This window comes from Candidatus Accumulibacter sp. ACC007 (genome assembly GCF_907163205.1).
In the GTDB taxonomy this organism is placed as follows: domain Bacteria; phylum Pseudomonadota; class Gammaproteobacteria; order Burkholderiales; family Rhodocyclaceae; genus Accumulibacter; species Accumulibacter regalis.
The window spans coordinates 99,095-114,265 of sequence record NZ_CAJQUD010000009.1 but is presented as its reverse complement, the minus strand read 5'-3'; the positions used below and the strand labels follow the sequence as shown (position 1 = coordinate 114,265).

Below are 15,171 nucleotides of genomic sequence, written 5' to 3'. Positions count from 1 at the left end.
TGGCGAGAGCGCTGCGCAGCAATCGACGGGCAGAATCAGGCTGCGCAGAAGCCGCTGCACGGGCGGAACCGCTTGCGGCCTGCCGCCGGGCGGCTACGACTGCGCGTCGATCCAGTCGGCGATTTTCGCGGCTGCTGGCTGCCAATGGGCGTCGAGCATCAGGGTATGGCCGGCGCCGGGAATGACGCTCTCGTCGGCACGCCAGCGGCTGGCGGTGAAGTTCAGCAGGGCGGGTTGGAAAACGGCATCGGCTTCGCCGCCGACGACGAGAACGGGCAGCTTCGGCCGCCGTCCGCCGATGCGCATCGCCAACAGCGTCAGATCGAGGATTGCGCGCCGGGACTCGGGCTGGAACAGGCGACCGAAGCGGATCAGATCCTCGCTTTTCGTTTCGCGTGAGTAGTAGACGTCGCGGATCGTGCGCAGCGTCTTCTCGCTGTACTCGCCCTGCGTGGCACGCGCCTGTTCGCTGAAGAACGCCGGTTGGGCGAAAGCGATGTTCATCGTTGCGCCGAGAATGCCGCCGGGTGGCACCGGCGCCATCAGGACCGCGGCCTGTGCCGGCTGCCGTTCGAGGACGCGTTCGACGACGACGCTGCCCATCGAATGGCCGATCAGGATGAGCGGCTCGTCGATGCCCTGAGCGACCTGTACGACGTCGTCGACGTAGTCGTCGAGTCCGAACCCGTCGAGCCGCTCGCGACCGTCGCTGGCGCCGTGGCCAGCCAGGTCGAGTGCTCGGCAATCGAAACCGCGACGGCTGAAATAGGGCAGAAAGTACGCGTCCCAGCAGCCCGCCGTGGCGTAACCGCCATGGACGAAAAGGAGGCGCGGCGTACGCGCCGGTCCGGTTGCCGGTCGGTGCAGGGTATGAATTCGTCTGGTTTTCATGGTTGCCGAGGCTTTCAGAGGGGGCTGCCGCTGCGGTGCCGGGTCATCGGCCCACACCTGGTGCGCTGCGCGGACTGTTCCAGTGGCGCCAGGCGAGCACGATCAAGGTGATCGCGGTGAGCGGCAGGGCGAAGCCGCTCATTACCAGCGAGAAGCCGCTTTGCGCGGCGTGATCGGCGGCGTCGAGCACGAGGTAGGTCGTATAGCCCGCGTAGTAAGCGAGGAACAGCGCTCCCTCCCAGCGTGCGATCAGGTGGCCGGTAAAGAAAATGGGCAGGCAGGCGACCGCGACGGCAACCATTACTGGCAGGTCGAAGGCGAGCAGCGACGCCGGGACGAGGAGATCGCCCGGCGCGACGCTCGCCGAGATGCCGAGTACGGCGAGGATATTGAAGGTGTTGCTGCCGACGACGTTGCCGACGGCAATGTCGCGCTCACCGCGCACTGTCGCCATGATCGACGTCGCCACTTCCGGCAGTGAAGTGCCGGCGGCGACGATGGTCAGTCCGACGACCACCTCACTCATTCCCAGCCTTCGCGCCAGGGTCACCGCCGCCTCGACGAGCCAGTTGGATCCGAGCACGAGCAGACCCATGCCCAGTGCGATGAGCAGGGCCTGCGCCAGCCAGTGAGCATCCCAGGCCCGGTCGTCCACCGGCTTGATCTCGGAAGCGGGCTCGGGCGTGGCGAGCGCTATGCTCTCCCGGCGGCTCTGGCGGATGATCAGGACGGTATAGGCGAGCAGCAGTCCGACCAGCAGCAGGCCATCGCCGCGACTGATGCCACCGTCGGCGACGAGCATCCAGAGCAGCAGCGAGACGGCGACCATCATCGGTACTTCCTGCCGGATCAGCTGGCGATGCACGAGCAGTGGCGTGATCAGGGCCGAAAGGCCGAGGATGAACAGTACGTTGAAGATGTTGCTGCCGACCACGTTACCGAGCGCGATGTCGACCTGGCCAGACCACGCCGACTGTACCGACACGGCGAGTTCGGGCGAACTGGTGCCGAAGGCGACGACCGTCAGGCCGACGACGAGCGGCGAGATGCCGAACGACAGGGCAAGCTTCGAGGCGCCACGGACCAGCAGTTCGGCGCCGACAATAAGGGCGATGAGACCGGGGATGAACCAGAGCATGTGATGTCGTCCGTGCAGTTGATCGGTGCGGCCCCTGGCCTGCGCGCCGCCCGCCCCATCGGCCCGGCAGCTGGCGGGGCCCGTGCCGGCGGCGCGGCGATCATCGCACGACCACCATTTCGACTCAAGCTCGCGCCGTGACGCCGTATTTGCCGACAGAAAGGGCACAATGACAGCTTCCCTCGTCTACGGACCTACTCCATGCCGTTCCAGCCACGCATTCTTGTCTGCCTGGCTTCCGAGCAGATCATGCAGAACAGCCTGCCGGCGCTACGCTTGCGGCCGGCCCGCGTGATCATCGCCGCCAGTGATGCCGAGCCTGCGTGTCGGGGCGCGTTGCAGGTGAGTCGTGTCCTGCGCGAAGCGGGCTGGGCGGAGGATGCGGTGCGTATCGTTCGTCACACGCCAGACCACGACCTCGGGCGAATCACCCGCTACGCCCGCGAACTGGCGGCGTCGCTGCGCAGCGAGTTTCCCGGCTGGCCGATCGATCTCAACGCCAGTGGGGGGACCAAGGTGATGTCCTTCGGCTTTCTCGGCGCCTTTGCCGGCCTGGGCGACGCCTGGTACTGCGATACGCACCACGATCTGCTCGAGCCTCTGGGCGGTGGCGCGCCGCTGGAGCTGCCGCCGGACATGCTGCGGCTGACCGACCTGCTGCAGATGCAAGGGTACCGTGTCGTCGCCGATCCTACCTGGAGCGCCGATCTTGCCCGCGCCACCGCCGCGCGTGCCTTTCTGACCGAGCACCTGGCGTGCTCGGCTTCGCAGCTGGGTGGCTTCTTTGGCTACGTCAACCGGCTGACCCGCGAAGTTCTGCCAAAGAGGCGTCCGGACGGCATGGTCATCCGTCCGTTTCAGGGTGCAATCGTCGCCGAACGGGCGCTCTTCGCCAATCACCACCAACTCGCCTGGGCCTTCGAGCAGGCCGGCATCTGGCAATGGGACGGCGATTGCCGCTTCGCTTTCCCGAGCGAGACGGTGGCTCGCTACGCCGGTGGTGGCTGGCTCGAGGAATGGGTCTGGCTGACGCTCGCCGGCTTGCAGGCGGACGGCCAGATTCCCGATGGCCACTGGGGAACCAATGTGCGGATCGACGCCGAAGGCGCCCAGGAAGGCGCCGGCAATGAACTCGACGCCGCGCTTGTGTGGCGCAACCAGCTCCTGGTGCTCGAATGCAAGACCGGCGTACAGATCACCACCGAAGGCGGCAGCCAGGCCATTCTCAACCGTCTCGACAGCCTGCGCCGGCACGTCGGAGGGGCAATGGGCGAAACCTGGCTGCTTACCGCCAGGCGACTGCATCCGGGAACCGGCTCGGCGGCACGCGAACGCGCCCGCGCCTACCGTATCCGCCTGATCGAACCCGAGCAACTGGCGGACCTGCGTAGCGATATCGAGCACTGGATGCACCTCGACAGCGCTTCCCGTGGCCTGTCGTGACGGGGAGCTGCGTCGCCTCGCCTTTTCGCGCTCGGCGCAAAATTGCCTTCGCTGTTGCGTACGCGGCTTTTCGCAGCCGCTGGCCGCTGTGCTAGAATCCTGCCCTCGCGGATTCCGCCGCTGCGCCCGCCTGGCCGTTTCGCTTGGCCTGGCTGCCGGAGTGTCGAGCGCTGGCGCGTGCGCTGTCGTGGTGAGGGCCGCGTTTGAGGTTGCGGCCGCCGAATGCTGAGTGTCTTGGAGCCAGAGCGGACCTCTGGCTTTTCCATTTTCTTGCTGGGGTTTCCTTATGCCGGTTGTCACACTGCCTGACGGTTCGCAAAGAGAGTTCGCACAGCCGGTGACGGTTGCCGAGGTCGCGCAGAGCATCGGTGCTGGCCTGGCGCGCGCTGCGCTTGCCGGCAAGGTCGATGGACGTCTGGTCGACACTTCGTTCTCGATCACCGGCGACGTGCAGCTGGGCATCGTCACCGAGAAGGATCCCGAGGGTCTGGAGGTGATCCGGCATTCGGCCGCGCATCTGATGGCGCATGCCGTCAAAGAGCTCTTTCCGGAGGCGCAGGTGACTATCGGGCCGGTCATCGAAAACGGTTTCTACTACGATTTTGCCTATCAGCGTCCGTTTACCAACGAGGACCTGGCGGCTATCGAAGAACGCATGGGCGAACTCGCCAAACGTGATCTCCCGGTGCAGCGAGAAGTCAGCGAGCGCGCCGCGGCCGTGGCGTTCTTCCAGTCGCTCGGCGAGCGCTACAAGGCCGAGCTGATCGAGGCCATTCCGGAGGGGCAGGAGGTTTCGCTTTATCGCCAGGGCGATTTCGTCGATCTTTGCCGCGGACCGCACGTGCCGTCTACCGGCAAGCTGAAAGTGTTCAAGCTGATGAAGCTGGCCGGTGCCTACTGGCGTGGCGATCATCGCAACGAACAGTTGCAGCGCATCTACGGGACGGCGTGGGCCAGGAAAGAGGATCAGCAAGCGTACCTGCACATGCTCGAGGAAGCCGAGAAGCGCGATCACCGCAAGCTCGGTCGGCAACTGGACCTCTTTCATCTGCAGGAAGAGTCGCCGGGGATGGTTTTCTGGCACCCCAAGGGATGGACCATCTGGCAGGAGGTCGAGCAGTACATGCGCCGTCTGCTCGACCGTCACGGCTACCGCGAAGTGAAGACGCCGATGATCATGGATCGCTCTCTGTGGGAGCGCTCGGGGCATTGGGAGAACTACGCCGAGCACATGTTCACCACCGCCTCCGAGAACCGCGATTACGCGGTCAAGCCGATGAACTGCCCCGGGCATATCCAGATCTTCAATCAGGGTTTGCGCAGCTACCGCGACCTGCCTTTGCGCCTCGCCGAGTTCGGCTCGTGTCATCGCAACGAGCCATCGGGGGCTTTGCACGGAATCATGCGCGTACGCGCTTTCGTCCAGGATGACGCGCACATCTTCTGCACGGAAGCGCAGGTATTGCCGGAGACCGAGGCCTTCATCGATCTTTTGGAGAAGGTCTATGCCGATTTCGGGTTTACCGACATCATCGTCAAGTTGTCGACCCGCCCGGAAAAACGTATCGGCTCCGACGCGCAATGGGACAGGGCCGAAGCCGCTCTCGCTGAGGCGCTGAAGGCCAAGGGTCTGAGCTACGAGGTGCAGCCCGGAGAGGGCGCTTTCTATGGCCCGAAGATCGAGTTCTCGCTCAAGGATTGCCTCGGCCGCGTCTGGCAGTGCGGCACGCTGCAGCTTGATTTTGCCTTGCCCGAGCGCCTTGATGCACACTACGTCGGCGAGGACAATGATCGGCATGTCCCGGTGATGCTGCACCGGGCGATCCTTGGTTCGCTGGAACGTTTTATCGGCATTCTCGTCGAGCATTATGCTGGTGCAATGCCGCTGTGGCTGTCGCCGACGCAGGCGGTGGTGATCAATATTTCAGAGAAGCAGGGCGAGTACGCCGAACGGATTGCGCAAACGCTGCGCAATGCCGGCCTGAGGGTCGAGGCGGATTTGCGCAACGAAAAAATTAGCTATAAAATACGAGAACATAGCTTGAACAAGCTGCCCTATCAGATCGTCGTTGGCGACAAGGAAGTGGCAGCGAACCTGGTGGCCGTGCGCACACGCGGAGGTCAGGATCTCGGACAAATGTCGATCGAGACTCTGACCAGGCAACTTCTCGATGAAGTTGCAGCGCGAAGTGGTACGGCTTAACTTTTGTCGACACAAGGAGCGGAACCATCGCACTGCAAAAGGCGCAACGCGTTAACCAAGAGATCAATGCACCAGAAATCCGGCTGATCGGGGAGGATGGCGAGGCATTGGGGGTCATGAGTTCCAGGGAGGCGCTGTCCCTTGCCGAGGAAGCGGGGCTCGATCTGGTCGAGATCGCCCCGATGGCACGACCGCCGGTTTGCCGGATCGTCGATTTCGGAAAGTTCAAGTACCAGGAGCAGAAGCGCCAGCACGAGCAGCGACAGAAGCAGAAACAGGTGCAGGTCAAGGAGGTCAAGTTTCGCCCCGGTACCGACGAGAACGACTACCAGATCAAACTGCGCAACATGACGCGCTTCCTCGAGGAAGAGGACAAGGTCAAGGTCACTTTGCGCTTTCGCGGTCGGGAAATGGCGCATCAGGATATCGGCATGCGCCAGATCGAGCGCATCAGGGCCGATCTTCAGGAGATGGCGGTGGTCGAGCAGATGCCGAAGATGGAAGGGCGGCAGATGGTCATGGTCCTGACGCCGAGCAAGAAGAAGTAAGGGTGGAAAAGCAGTTGTCGATGTAGAAGCAGCCCCTGTTGCCGATCCTGGCAGCAAAAACAAGTGTGGTCGGGTTGAAAGCGCTCCCGTCGGGAGACACCTGGCAGCATGTCTATAAATGGAGCATGAAATGCCCAAGATGAAGACCAAGAGTGGAGCAAAGAAGCGCTTCACGGTCAGTGCCAGCGGCCGCATCAAGCGCTCGCAGGCGTTCAAGCGTCACATCCTGACCAAGAAGGACACCAAGACCAAGCGCCAGTTGCGCGGGATGACCGAAGTCCATGCATCTGACAAGGCCATGGTTCGTTCCATGCTGCCTTACGCTTGAGGAGATAAGAGATGCCCCGAGTAAAACGTGGTGTAACGGCGCACGCGCGCCACAAGAAAATCCTCGCCCTGGCCAAGGGTTATCGCGGTCGCCGCAAGAACGTCTACCGCGTTGCCAAGCAGGCGGTGATGAAGGCCGGTCAGTATGCCTATCGTGACCGCCGCCAGCGCAAGCGTCAGTTTCGCAGTCTCTGGATCGCGCGCATCAACGCCGCGGCGAGAGAACTGGGCATGAAGTACAGTACCTTCATGAATGGCCTCAAGAAGGCGCAGATCGAAGTGGATCGCAAGGTGCTCGCCGATCTGGCTGTTTTCGACAAGCCGGCTTTTGCTGCTCTGGCCGTGCAGGCCAAGGCCCAGCTCGACGCCTGAGCTAGACCCGTGTCAAAAAAGGAGGCGTCAGCCTCCTTTTTTTCGGTGAACCATGCATAACTTCGATGAAATAGTCCACGCCGCGTCGGCTGCCTTTGCGGCGACCGACGATCCCGACGCGCTGGAGCAAATCAAAGCCACCTATCTCGGCAAGAGCGGCCAGATTACAGCCTTGCTGAAGGGCTTGGCCACACTTCCGGCAGACCAGCGCAAGAGCGTGGGGGTGAGCATCAATCGCGCCAAGAACGCTGTCGAAGCGGCCCTCAACGCGCGTCGCGAAGCGCTGCGCCAGATGGCGCTGGCAGCGCGACTGGCTGAAGAGGCGCTGGACGTCACGCTCCCCGGACGCGGCCAGTCGCACGGCGGTCTGCATCCGGTGACGCGGACGCTGGAGCGCATCGAAGCGCTCTTTGCCTCGATCGGTTTCGAGGTCGCCGACGGCCCGGAGATCGAGGCCGATTTTCAGAACTTCACGGCGCTCAATACGCCGGCAGATCACCCCGCACGTTCGATGCACGATACCTTCTATCTGCAGGACTCGGCCGGGGGGGTCGCCGAAAACGTCCTCCTGCGTACGCATACCAGCCCGATCCAGGTCCGCTACATGCAGGCGCATGTCGCCAGGCATGTCGCCAGGCATGGCGGTGCGGAAACGATGCCGGAGATCCGCGTGATCGCCCCGGGACGTGTGTATCGCGTCGATTCCGATGCCACGCATTCGCCGATGTTCCATCAGGTCGAGGGCCTGTGGGTCGGCGAGCGGGTCAGCTTTGCCGACCTGAAGGGCGTCATCGGCGACTTCCTGCGCCGCTTTTTCGAGAGCGACGACCTGCAGGTTCGCTTCCGTCCGTCGTTCTTCCCGTTCACCGAGCCGTCGGCAGAGATCGACATGGCCTTCATGAGCGGCGCGCTCAAGGGGCGCTGGCTGGAGATTGCCGGTTGCGGCATGGTCCATCCCAACGTCTTGCGCCACGTCGGTATCGATCCCGAGAGGTACATCGGATTTGCTTTTGGCATGGGGCCTGACCGGCTGACGATGTTGCGTTATGGCGTCAATGACCTGCGCCTGTTCTACGATGGCGACCTGCGCTTCCTGCGCCAGTTCGTCTGAGCGCCCGTCTGACCCCCTCCTGACCGCCCTGATCGCCAATGCCTTCTCCTGAGTTCGCCCGTCCATGAAATTTTCAGAATCCTGGCTTCGCAGCTTCGTTGACCCCGCTTGTTCGGGCGGCGAATTTTCGCATCTGTTGACCATGGCCGGTCTCGAAGTGGAGGAGGAGGAAACCGTCGCTCCGGCCTTCGACAAGGTGCTCGTCGCCGAGGTGCTCGAAGTCGACAAGCACCCGGACGCGGAGCGCCTCAATGTCTGCCGCGTCGACGTCGGCTTGGGCGAGACGCTGCAGATCGTCTGCGGAGCGCCCAACGCGGCGGCCGGGATCAAGGTGCCCTGCGCCCTTCCCGGCGCCGAACTTCCGGGAGGCTTCGCGATCAAGGTCGCCAAGGTGCGTGGCGTTGCCTCGTCAGGGATGCTCTGCTCGGCCAAGGAACTCGGCATCGCCGAAGACGCTGCCGGCCTCCTGCTGCTGAGCGACGAGGCGCCGGTGGGTGAGGATATCCGCCGCCATCTCGATCTCGACGATCGCCTGTTGACCCTCAAGCTGACACCGAATCGGGCGGATTGCCTGTCGCTGGAAGGTGTCGCCCGCGAGGTCGCCGCGCTGACCGGAACGCCGGCCCGCCTGACGCAGGTCGACGAAGTCGAGGCCACCATCAGCCGCGCGCGTGACCTCGTTCTCGACGCGCCGGAAGCCTGCCCGCGCTACTGCGGGCGGGTGATCGTCGGCGTCGATGCCGCGGCGCCGACGCCGACCTGGATGAGCCGTCGCCTCGAGCGCAGCGGGATACGGCCGATCTCCGCCCTGGTCGATATCACCAACTACGTCATGCTCGAAGTCGGCCAGCCGCTGCACGCCTTTGACGATAGCCGCCTGCACGGCGCCATTCATGCGCGCATGGCGCGTGCGGGCGAAAAAATCACTCTGCTCAACGAACAGACCGTGGAGTTGCAGGACGACGTGCTGCTGATCGCCGACGAGCAGCGGCCGTTGGCGATGGCCGGGGTGATGGGCGGCGAGGAGAGCGGCATCAGTCTGGACACCCGCGAGCTGTTCCTCGAAGCGGCTTTTTTTGCCCCGACGGCGATTGCCGGTCGTGCGCGTCGCCACGGCTTTGTTTCCGACGCTGCGCATCGTTTCGAGCGGGGTGTCGATTTCGGTGGCACGCGGCGCGCGCTCGAGCGTGCCACGCGACTGGTTCTCGATATCTGCGGTGGTCAGGCCGGGCCGGTGAGCGAGGCTCTGGCAATCCTGCCCGAGCGCCCCGAGGTTCGCCTGCGTCCGGCGCGAGTGGCCAAGGTTCTCGGTGTCGAGTTGGGCGTCGAGCACATTGGTGAACTCTTTGCGCGTCTCGCCCTGCCCTTTCGCAGGGACGCTGACGACTTCGTCGTCACGCCGCCGAGCTACCGCTTCGACCTGGAGATCGAGGAAGACCTGATCGAGGAGCTCGCCCGCCTGCACGGCTACGAGAACATCCCGGCGGTCGTGCCAACGGGCTTGCTGGCGATGTTGCCGCAGACCGAGGAGACGCGGCCGTTGGCGCGTGTTCGCCAGATCGCCGCTGACTGCGGCTATCAGGAAGTGGTCAACTTCGCCTTCGTCGACGAGGCCTGGGAGCGTGATTTTGCCGACAACGGCGAACTGATTCGCCTGGCCAATCCGATTGCCAGTCAGCTGAGCGTCATGCGCTCGACGCTGATCGGTGGCCTGCTCGCCAACCTGGCCGGCAACCTAAAACGCCGGCAGGCGCGCGCGCGCCTGTTCGAGACCGGGCGATGTTTCTTCCGCGATGCAGCGGGCGAACCCGTCGCCGGCTTCCGTCAGCCGTGGAAACTCACTGCTCTGGCTTACGGCACAGCCGCGCCAGAGCAGTGGGGCTGTGCCGCGCGCCAGGTCGATTTCTTCGACCTCAAGGGCGATCTCGAGCGCTTGCTCGCCCCGCGTGTGGCGAGCTTCGAGAAAACCGCTCATCCGGCTCTGCATCCCGGGCGTAGCGCCCGCGTCGTGGTCGACGGCAAGGCCATCGGCTTCATCGGCGAGCTGCATCCGCAGTGGCAGCAGAAATACGAACTGCCGCAGGCTCCGGTCATTTTCGAAGTCGACCTCGATGCTGTGGTCATGGCCAGGCGGGCGCAATACGCCGAGGTGTCGCGGCAACCACCGGTCATACGCGACATGGCCATTGTCGTCGATCAAAGACTTGATTTGCAGCCTTTGATCGACGGCATGATCGCCAATCGTCCAGAAATCGTCCGCGAAATCAATCTCTTCGACGTCTATGTCGGGCGCGGAGTCGAGGCCGGCAAGAAAAGCCTTGCCTTCCGCATAACGATGCAAGATACTCGAAAAACCTTGCAGGAAGTCGAAGTTGACGCCGCCATGCAGCACCTGATGGCCTATCTGCAAGAGACATTCGCGGCGCAGCTGCGCGTCTGAGAAGGGGAGGGTATGACGCTTACCAAGGCAGAACTCGCCGATTTTCTGTTCGAGAAGGTCGGCCTCAACAAACGCGAGGCCAAGGACATGGTCGAGGCTTTTTTCGAAGAGATTCGCAATGCGTTGGAGCGCGGGGATGGCGTGAAGCTCTCCGGATTCGGCAATTTTCAGCTGCGCGACAAACCGCAGCGGCCGGGCCGCAATCCAAAAACTGGCGAAGAAATCCCGATCACTGCCCGACGCGTGGTCACTTTTCATGCCAGCCAGAAACTGAAGGCCGAGGTGGAGCACGCTTATGATGGAAGCCAGTCCTAGAGACAACGGCAATGAGCCATTGCCGCCCATACCGGCCAAGCGTTACTTCACGATTGGCGAGGTCAGTGAGCTGTGCGGCGTCAAGCCGCATGTGTTGCGCTATTGGGAGCAGGAGTTCTCGCAGCTCAAACCCGTCAAGCGGCGCGGCAACCGCCGCTACTATCAGCATCATGAAGTTCTCCTGGTGCGCCGCATCCGGGAACTTCTCTACAGCCAGGGGTTCACGATCAGCGGCGCCCGCAATCGTCTCGAAGATGCCGATCCCCAGGCTCCCGGCGGCGGCTCGGCAATGAGCAATGAGGTGCTGCGCAGCGAGCTGCTGAGCATTGCAGAAATGCTGCGCGTTCAAGAGCGCTGATGATGATTTCGGTTATAATGCGCAGCTTGTCGGGGCGTGGCGCAGCCTGGTAGCGCACTTGCATGGGGTGCAAGGGGTCCCGAGTTCGAATCCCGGCGCCCCGACCAATAGAATCAGATAGTTAGAGAAAATGAAGAACCGGCCCTGGGCCGGTTTTTTTATTGGCCTGCGAGCAGCGGAAGCTCGATACGGAAACGAGTGCCGCGCTCAAGCTGGCTGCTGACGTCGATTTTCCCGGAGTGCTTTTCGACGATGATCTCCCAGGAAATCGAGAGCCCAAGGCCGGTACCCTGGCCGACCGGTTTGGTGGTGTAGAAGGGCTCGAAGATCCGGCGTTGCACCGCCTCGCTCATGCCCCTGCCGGTATCGCTGATCTCGATCCACACGAAACCCTCGCCGCTACCGGTGGACAGCGTAATCGTGCCGTGGACGTCAATCGACTGCGCGGCATTGACCAGGAGATTGAGAAAGACCTGATTGAGCTGCGCCGGGAGGCAGTGCACCCGCGGCAACTGGCCGTAGTTCCGGACCACCGTGGCCTTGTACTTGAGCTCATTCCAGGCGACGTTGATGGTGGACTCGAGGCCGGCGTTGATGTCGGCAGATTGCCACTCTGCGGCGTCGACGTGCGAGAAGTCCTTCAGGTTCTCGACGATCTTCTTGACGCGGCTCAGGCCCTGCGCCGATTCGTCGATCAAGTCGCCGATGTCCTGCCGAAGATACTCGAGGTCGGCCTGCGCGCAAGCCGCGTCGATTCTCTGCCGACGCACATCGCTCTCGGGGGTGGCCTGGCGCAGCTCGTCGAAGGCCGCGATCAGCGCGAGCAGCTGGCGCACGTGCGCCCGGAGCGATCCGAGGTTGGAATTGACGAAGCCGATCGGATTGTTGATCTCGTGCGCGACGCCAGCGGCCAGCTGGCCCACCGCAGCCATCTTTTCGGACTGCAGCAGTTGTCCCTTCGTCCGCTCCATTTGCGCCACCGTCGCTGCCAGTTCGGCCGTCCGTTCGGCTACCCGTGTTTCGAGTTCCTGGTTGAACTGCGCCAACTGCCGGCTCGATGCCTTCAGTTTTTCGTTGGTTGCGTGCAGCGTCTTGTTTCGTTCACCGACGACCGCGTGCAGATCCATCAAGGCCGCGATCAGGGCGGCTCGCGCCTTATCGTCGCGAGCAACCGTGCCCGATTCGGCGAAGGCGCTTTCGGGTCCGTGCCCGGCGTCGATTAGGCGGATCTGGCGCGCCATGCGCTGGTCTTCATCGTGGATATGGAAGGTCAGCCAGCTGCTCAGAAAGCGCAGCAGACTCGGTCCCACGGTGGCCAGCGACTCGTCGTCCATCTGCACGCGAAACTCGCGCAACTGCTCGACGAAGGCCCGATGATCGGCGTAGTGCTTGCCGATATATTCAGGCAGCAGGCCGGACGAGCGCATCACGCCTTCTTCGGCGGTGAAGTGGCTGCTGGCGTAGTCGCCCAGACGTTCGAGCAAGGCTTCGATGCGTTCGCGCCCTGGCATTCCGCCGCCAGTCAGCAAGGGCGCCGCCTCGTTGATCAGCGCGACCAGCCCGCGATGCTGGGAATCAACGATGGCAATTCCCGTCTCGAAGTAGCGATCCCATGTGAAGGCCATCAGCGCTTCACCTTCGCTGGCCGCGCGGCGCTGCCGGTCGCGCTGTTCTGGTTGTGGCTGTCTTCAATCGATCGCCTGCGCCTGTTTCACCGGTACCCAGACCCGGAAACGCGTGCCCTCGCCGGGTACGGAGTCCACCTCGATGCGACCGTGATGCTTCTGGACAATATTGTACGAAACGGACATCCCGAGCCCTGTCCCCTTGCCTATCGGCTTGGTCGTGAAGAAGGGCTCGAAGAGTCTTTTTCGCGTTTCCTCGCTCATCCCAAGACCGTTGTCCCGGACCTCCACCCACACCCACTCGTCGTGGTGACCGGTCGATAGCGTGATCGTGCCCATGCCCTTGCTTTCGTCCAGCGCCTGCACGGCGTTGATGATCAGGTTCATGAACACCTGATTGAGCTGGGCGGCGAGGCACTCGACAGGCGGCAGGACGCCGTAGTTCTTGGCGACGGTGGCCTTGTACTTGACTTCGTTCCATACCACGTTGAGTGTCGCGTCAAGCCCGGCATTGAGGTCGGCATACTGCCAGTCCGTTTGATCGACGTGCGAGAAGTCCTTCAGGTCTTCAACGATCTTCTTGATGCGCACCAGTCCGTCTTCGCTTTCCTTGATCAGCTCGGGCAGGTCTTCCTGCAGGAAGTCGACATCCATGGCCTGCGTCAGCGCGCTGATTTTCCGGCGCAATTCGACATCGGCGATCTGCGTCTCGGCACCCTGGTAGGCGGCGATCAGCTGCAACATCTGCTGGCAGTACTTCTTGAGCGTCTGCAGGTTGGAATTGACGAAGCCGACCGGGTTGTTGATTTCATGCGCGACACCCGCAGCGAGCTGGCCGATCGAGGCCATCTTCTCGGATTGCAGGAGCTGGTTCTGCGCGGCTTCCAGCTTCGCGATGAGCCGGGCCTGGGCGTCCTTTTCCTGGTGCAAGGCGGCAATCGCATCGTGCAGCTTGTCCTGCGCGATCGCGGTGTCGGTGTAATCAAAGAGCGTGCCGCAGACCAGCGACACCTCGCCGCCAGACAGTCGCAGGGGCAGAAAAGTGACGTTCTGGCGCATCTCGGCGAGGCCGCCGGTAATCGGTCGGTTGTTCGCGAAGCGAAACAGATACGGCCGCAGGTCCCACAGGGTGAACGCGTTGTTGCCAAGGACGAAGACGCTTTCCAGCTTTTTCTCCAGCCACGGCCGCGGCAATTCGGGAAACATCGCAAACAGGTTCTGGCCGAGCATATCAGTGCTCGACTTGCCGCTATGGATAGCCATGAAGCTGTTCCACAGCGCCACCGTGCCGCTACGATCGACAGCGAATATGCCCACGTCGAGGCGCTCGACCAGCGAGGCGAGCAGCGCGCAGGAGTTGCCGGAGTCGGCAGCGGTGTCCAATCAGAGTTCCTCGACAAAGCGGTCAAGCGCCCGCCGCAGGGCGGCAACCGCGTCGTCCGGCATGAGCATCACCAGGTGGCAGCGGAAGACGCGCTTCTCGATTCCAAAGCGCACTTCCACGAGCAGCGCGCAGCGCGCGGAAATCTCATTCGCCCGCAGCAGTTGGCTGGTGGCCACCTGGTCGGCAAGCAGGGAGGGCGCCGAAAAACCGATCGTGGTGCGCAGCAGTTCGGCAATTCCGCCGAGGCAGGCGCCGACGAGAACGTTGCTGATGTCGAGCAGCAGCTCGCGGCTGGCCGGACCATCCAGGGCGTCGCCGTAGGCAAGCAGGGCGGCGAGGTCGTCTGCCGAGTGCTCGGCAAAGATGACGATCGCCTCGCCACGCAGCTCGCCAATGAACGCCTGGCGTACGGCCGAAGCGATGCCGTCGCCGGCCAGGGCGACCAGGGCAGCAGGTATCCCGGCGGCGTCCACGGCGCTGATCTGCGGCACCGACAGTTCGACAAACTCGCCCAGAACCTTGGCAATCGATGCGCCGGCCTGGCCCATGCCGATGTTGGCGACTTCCTGCAAGGCCTCGCGCTGCTCCTCGCTGATGAACTCGATAGTCATACCAGGAGCCCGTATTCCTTGAGTACCGCCTTGATGCGTTCGGCATCGACCGGTTTCTTGATGAAGGCGATGGCGCCCATCGCACGGACGCGCGCCTGGGCCGCTTCCTGGATGTCCGCCGAGACGACGACGACCAGACAATTCAGGTCTTCGCGGCGGAGAGTCTCGAGGACCTGATAGCCGTCCATCTCCGGCATGGTCAAATCCAGGAACATTACGTCGACCACTCCCTGGCGGTAATGCGCGAGGGCTTCGGCGCCATTCGAGGCTTGCGTAATGGTGATGTCCCAATCGGCAGGCAGCGCTCGAATGAGCATCTTGCGGGCCATCGCCGAATCATCGACGACGAGAACTGAAACCGACATCGTCCCTCCTTGTCATAGTCGCTTGCTTTGCTCGCCCGGT

Annotated in this window: 15 protein-coding genes and 1 tRNA gene; 10 read left to right on the top strand and 6 right to left on the bottom strand. The window is 63.1% G+C overall.

Annotated elements, in window-relative coordinates; genetic code table 11:
- Window positions 1-93 precede the first annotated feature (93 nt).
- A complete protein-coding gene (locus tag QZ634_RS18220; protein ID WP_291990881.1) occupies window positions 94-891 on the bottom strand; it encodes an alpha/beta fold hydrolase in 798 nt (265 codons plus the stop codon).
- Window positions 892-934: 43 nt separating this feature from the next.
- Window positions 935-2,029: a calcium/sodium antiporter gene (locus QZ634_RS18215; RefSeq protein WP_291990879.1), complete on the bottom strand. Its 1,095-nt coding sequence runs from the start codon at window positions 2,027-2,029 to the stop codon at window positions 935-937.
- A gap of 201 nt (window positions 2,030-2,230) precedes the next feature.
- Here QZ634_RS18215 and QZ634_RS18210 point away from each other — a divergent pair, with 201 nt between their 5' ends.
- From QZ634_RS18210 to QZ634_RS18165, 10 genes are all read left to right on the top strand, one after another.
- Complete coding sequence (locus QZ634_RS18210; protein WP_291990877.1) at window positions 2,231-3,472, top strand: DUF1887 family CARF protein; 1,242 nt, start codon at window positions 2,231-2,233, stop codon at window positions 3,470-3,472.
- A gap of 286 nt (window positions 3,473-3,758) precedes the next feature.
- On the top strand, window positions 3,759-5,675 hold the full coding sequence (gene thrS / locus QZ634_RS18205; RefSeq protein ID WP_291990875.1) for a threonine--tRNA ligase: 1,917 nt from the start codon (window positions 3,759-3,761) through the stop codon (window positions 5,673-5,675).
- 26 nt (window positions 5,676-5,701) lie between these two features.
- The gene (gene infC, locus QZ634_RS18200) at window positions 5,702-6,223 is read left to right on the top strand and encodes a translation initiation factor IF-3 (protein WP_291863189.1); all 522 of its coding nucleotides are present in this window, start codon (window positions 5,702-5,704) and stop codon (window positions 6,221-6,223) included.
- A 130-nt stretch (window positions 6,224-6,353) separates the two neighbouring features.
- Entirely contained in the window at window positions 6,354-6,551 is a 198-nt protein-coding gene (rpmI, locus tag QZ634_RS18195) for a 50S ribosomal protein L35 (protein WP_043567180.1), read from the top strand.
- Window positions 6,552-6,562: 11 nt separating this feature from the next.
- Window positions 6,563-6,922, top strand: a complete 360-nt coding sequence (gene rplT, locus QZ634_RS18190) for a 50S ribosomal protein L20 (protein ID WP_042335591.1) — start codon at window positions 6,563-6,565, stop codon at window positions 6,920-6,922.
- Between the two features lie 52 nt (window positions 6,923-6,974).
- A complete protein-coding gene (gene pheS / locus QZ634_RS18185) occupies window positions 6,975-8,033 on the top strand; it encodes a phenylalanine--tRNA ligase subunit alpha (RefSeq protein ID WP_291990872.1) in 1,059 nt (352 codons plus the stop codon).
- A 64-nt stretch (window positions 8,034-8,097) separates the two neighbouring features.
- Window positions 8,098-10,473, top strand: a complete 2,376-nt coding sequence (gene pheT, locus QZ634_RS18180; protein WP_291990870.1) for a phenylalanine--tRNA ligase subunit beta — start codon at window positions 8,098-8,100, stop codon at window positions 10,471-10,473.
- A gap of 12 nt (window positions 10,474-10,485) precedes the next feature.
- The gene (locus QZ634_RS18175) at window positions 10,486-10,788 is read left to right on the top strand and encodes an integration host factor subunit alpha (protein WP_042335585.1); all 303 of its coding nucleotides are present in this window, start codon (window positions 10,486-10,488) and stop codon (window positions 10,786-10,788) included.
- The gene (locus tag QZ634_RS18170; RefSeq protein WP_291991087.1) at window positions 10,772-11,146 is read left to right on the top strand and encodes a MerR family transcriptional regulator; all 375 of its coding nucleotides are present in this window, start codon (window positions 10,772-10,774) and stop codon (window positions 11,144-11,146) included. The genes QZ634_RS18175 and QZ634_RS18170 overlap by 17 nt, the downstream gene beginning before the upstream one ends.
- A gap of 30 nt (window positions 11,147-11,176) precedes the next feature.
- Window positions 11,177-11,253, top strand: a tRNA-Pro gene (locus QZ634_RS18165).
- A gap of 51 nt (window positions 11,254-11,304) precedes the next feature.
- On the opposite strand, the gene QZ634_RS18160 is transcribed toward QZ634_RS18165, so the two are convergent.
- The 4 genes from QZ634_RS18160 to QZ634_RS18145 form a co-directional block, all read right to left on the bottom strand.
- Complete coding sequence (locus QZ634_RS18160; protein ID WP_291990869.1) at window positions 11,305-12,771, bottom strand: hemerythrin domain-containing protein; 1,467 nt, start codon at window positions 12,769-12,771, stop codon at window positions 11,305-11,307.
- Window positions 12,772-12,834: 63 nt separating this feature from the next.
- Window positions 12,835-14,154 carry an ATP-binding protein gene (locus QZ634_RS18155; protein WP_291990868.1) on the bottom strand — a complete coding sequence of 440 codons (1,320 nt, stop codon included), beginning with the start codon at window positions 14,152-14,154 and terminating at the stop codon, window positions 12,835-12,837.
- Window positions 14,155-14,766, bottom strand: coding sequence for a chemotaxis protein CheC (locus tag QZ634_RS18150; protein WP_291990867.1), 612 nt, complete (start codon window positions 14,764-14,766; stop codon window positions 14,155-14,157).
- A complete protein-coding gene (locus QZ634_RS18145) occupies window positions 14,763-15,131 on the bottom strand; it encodes a response regulator (RefSeq protein ID WP_291990865.1) in 369 nt (122 codons plus the stop codon). Before QZ634_RS18145 ends, QZ634_RS18150 begins: the two co-directional genes overlap by 4 nt.
- Window positions 15,132-15,171 lie beyond the last annotated feature (40 nt).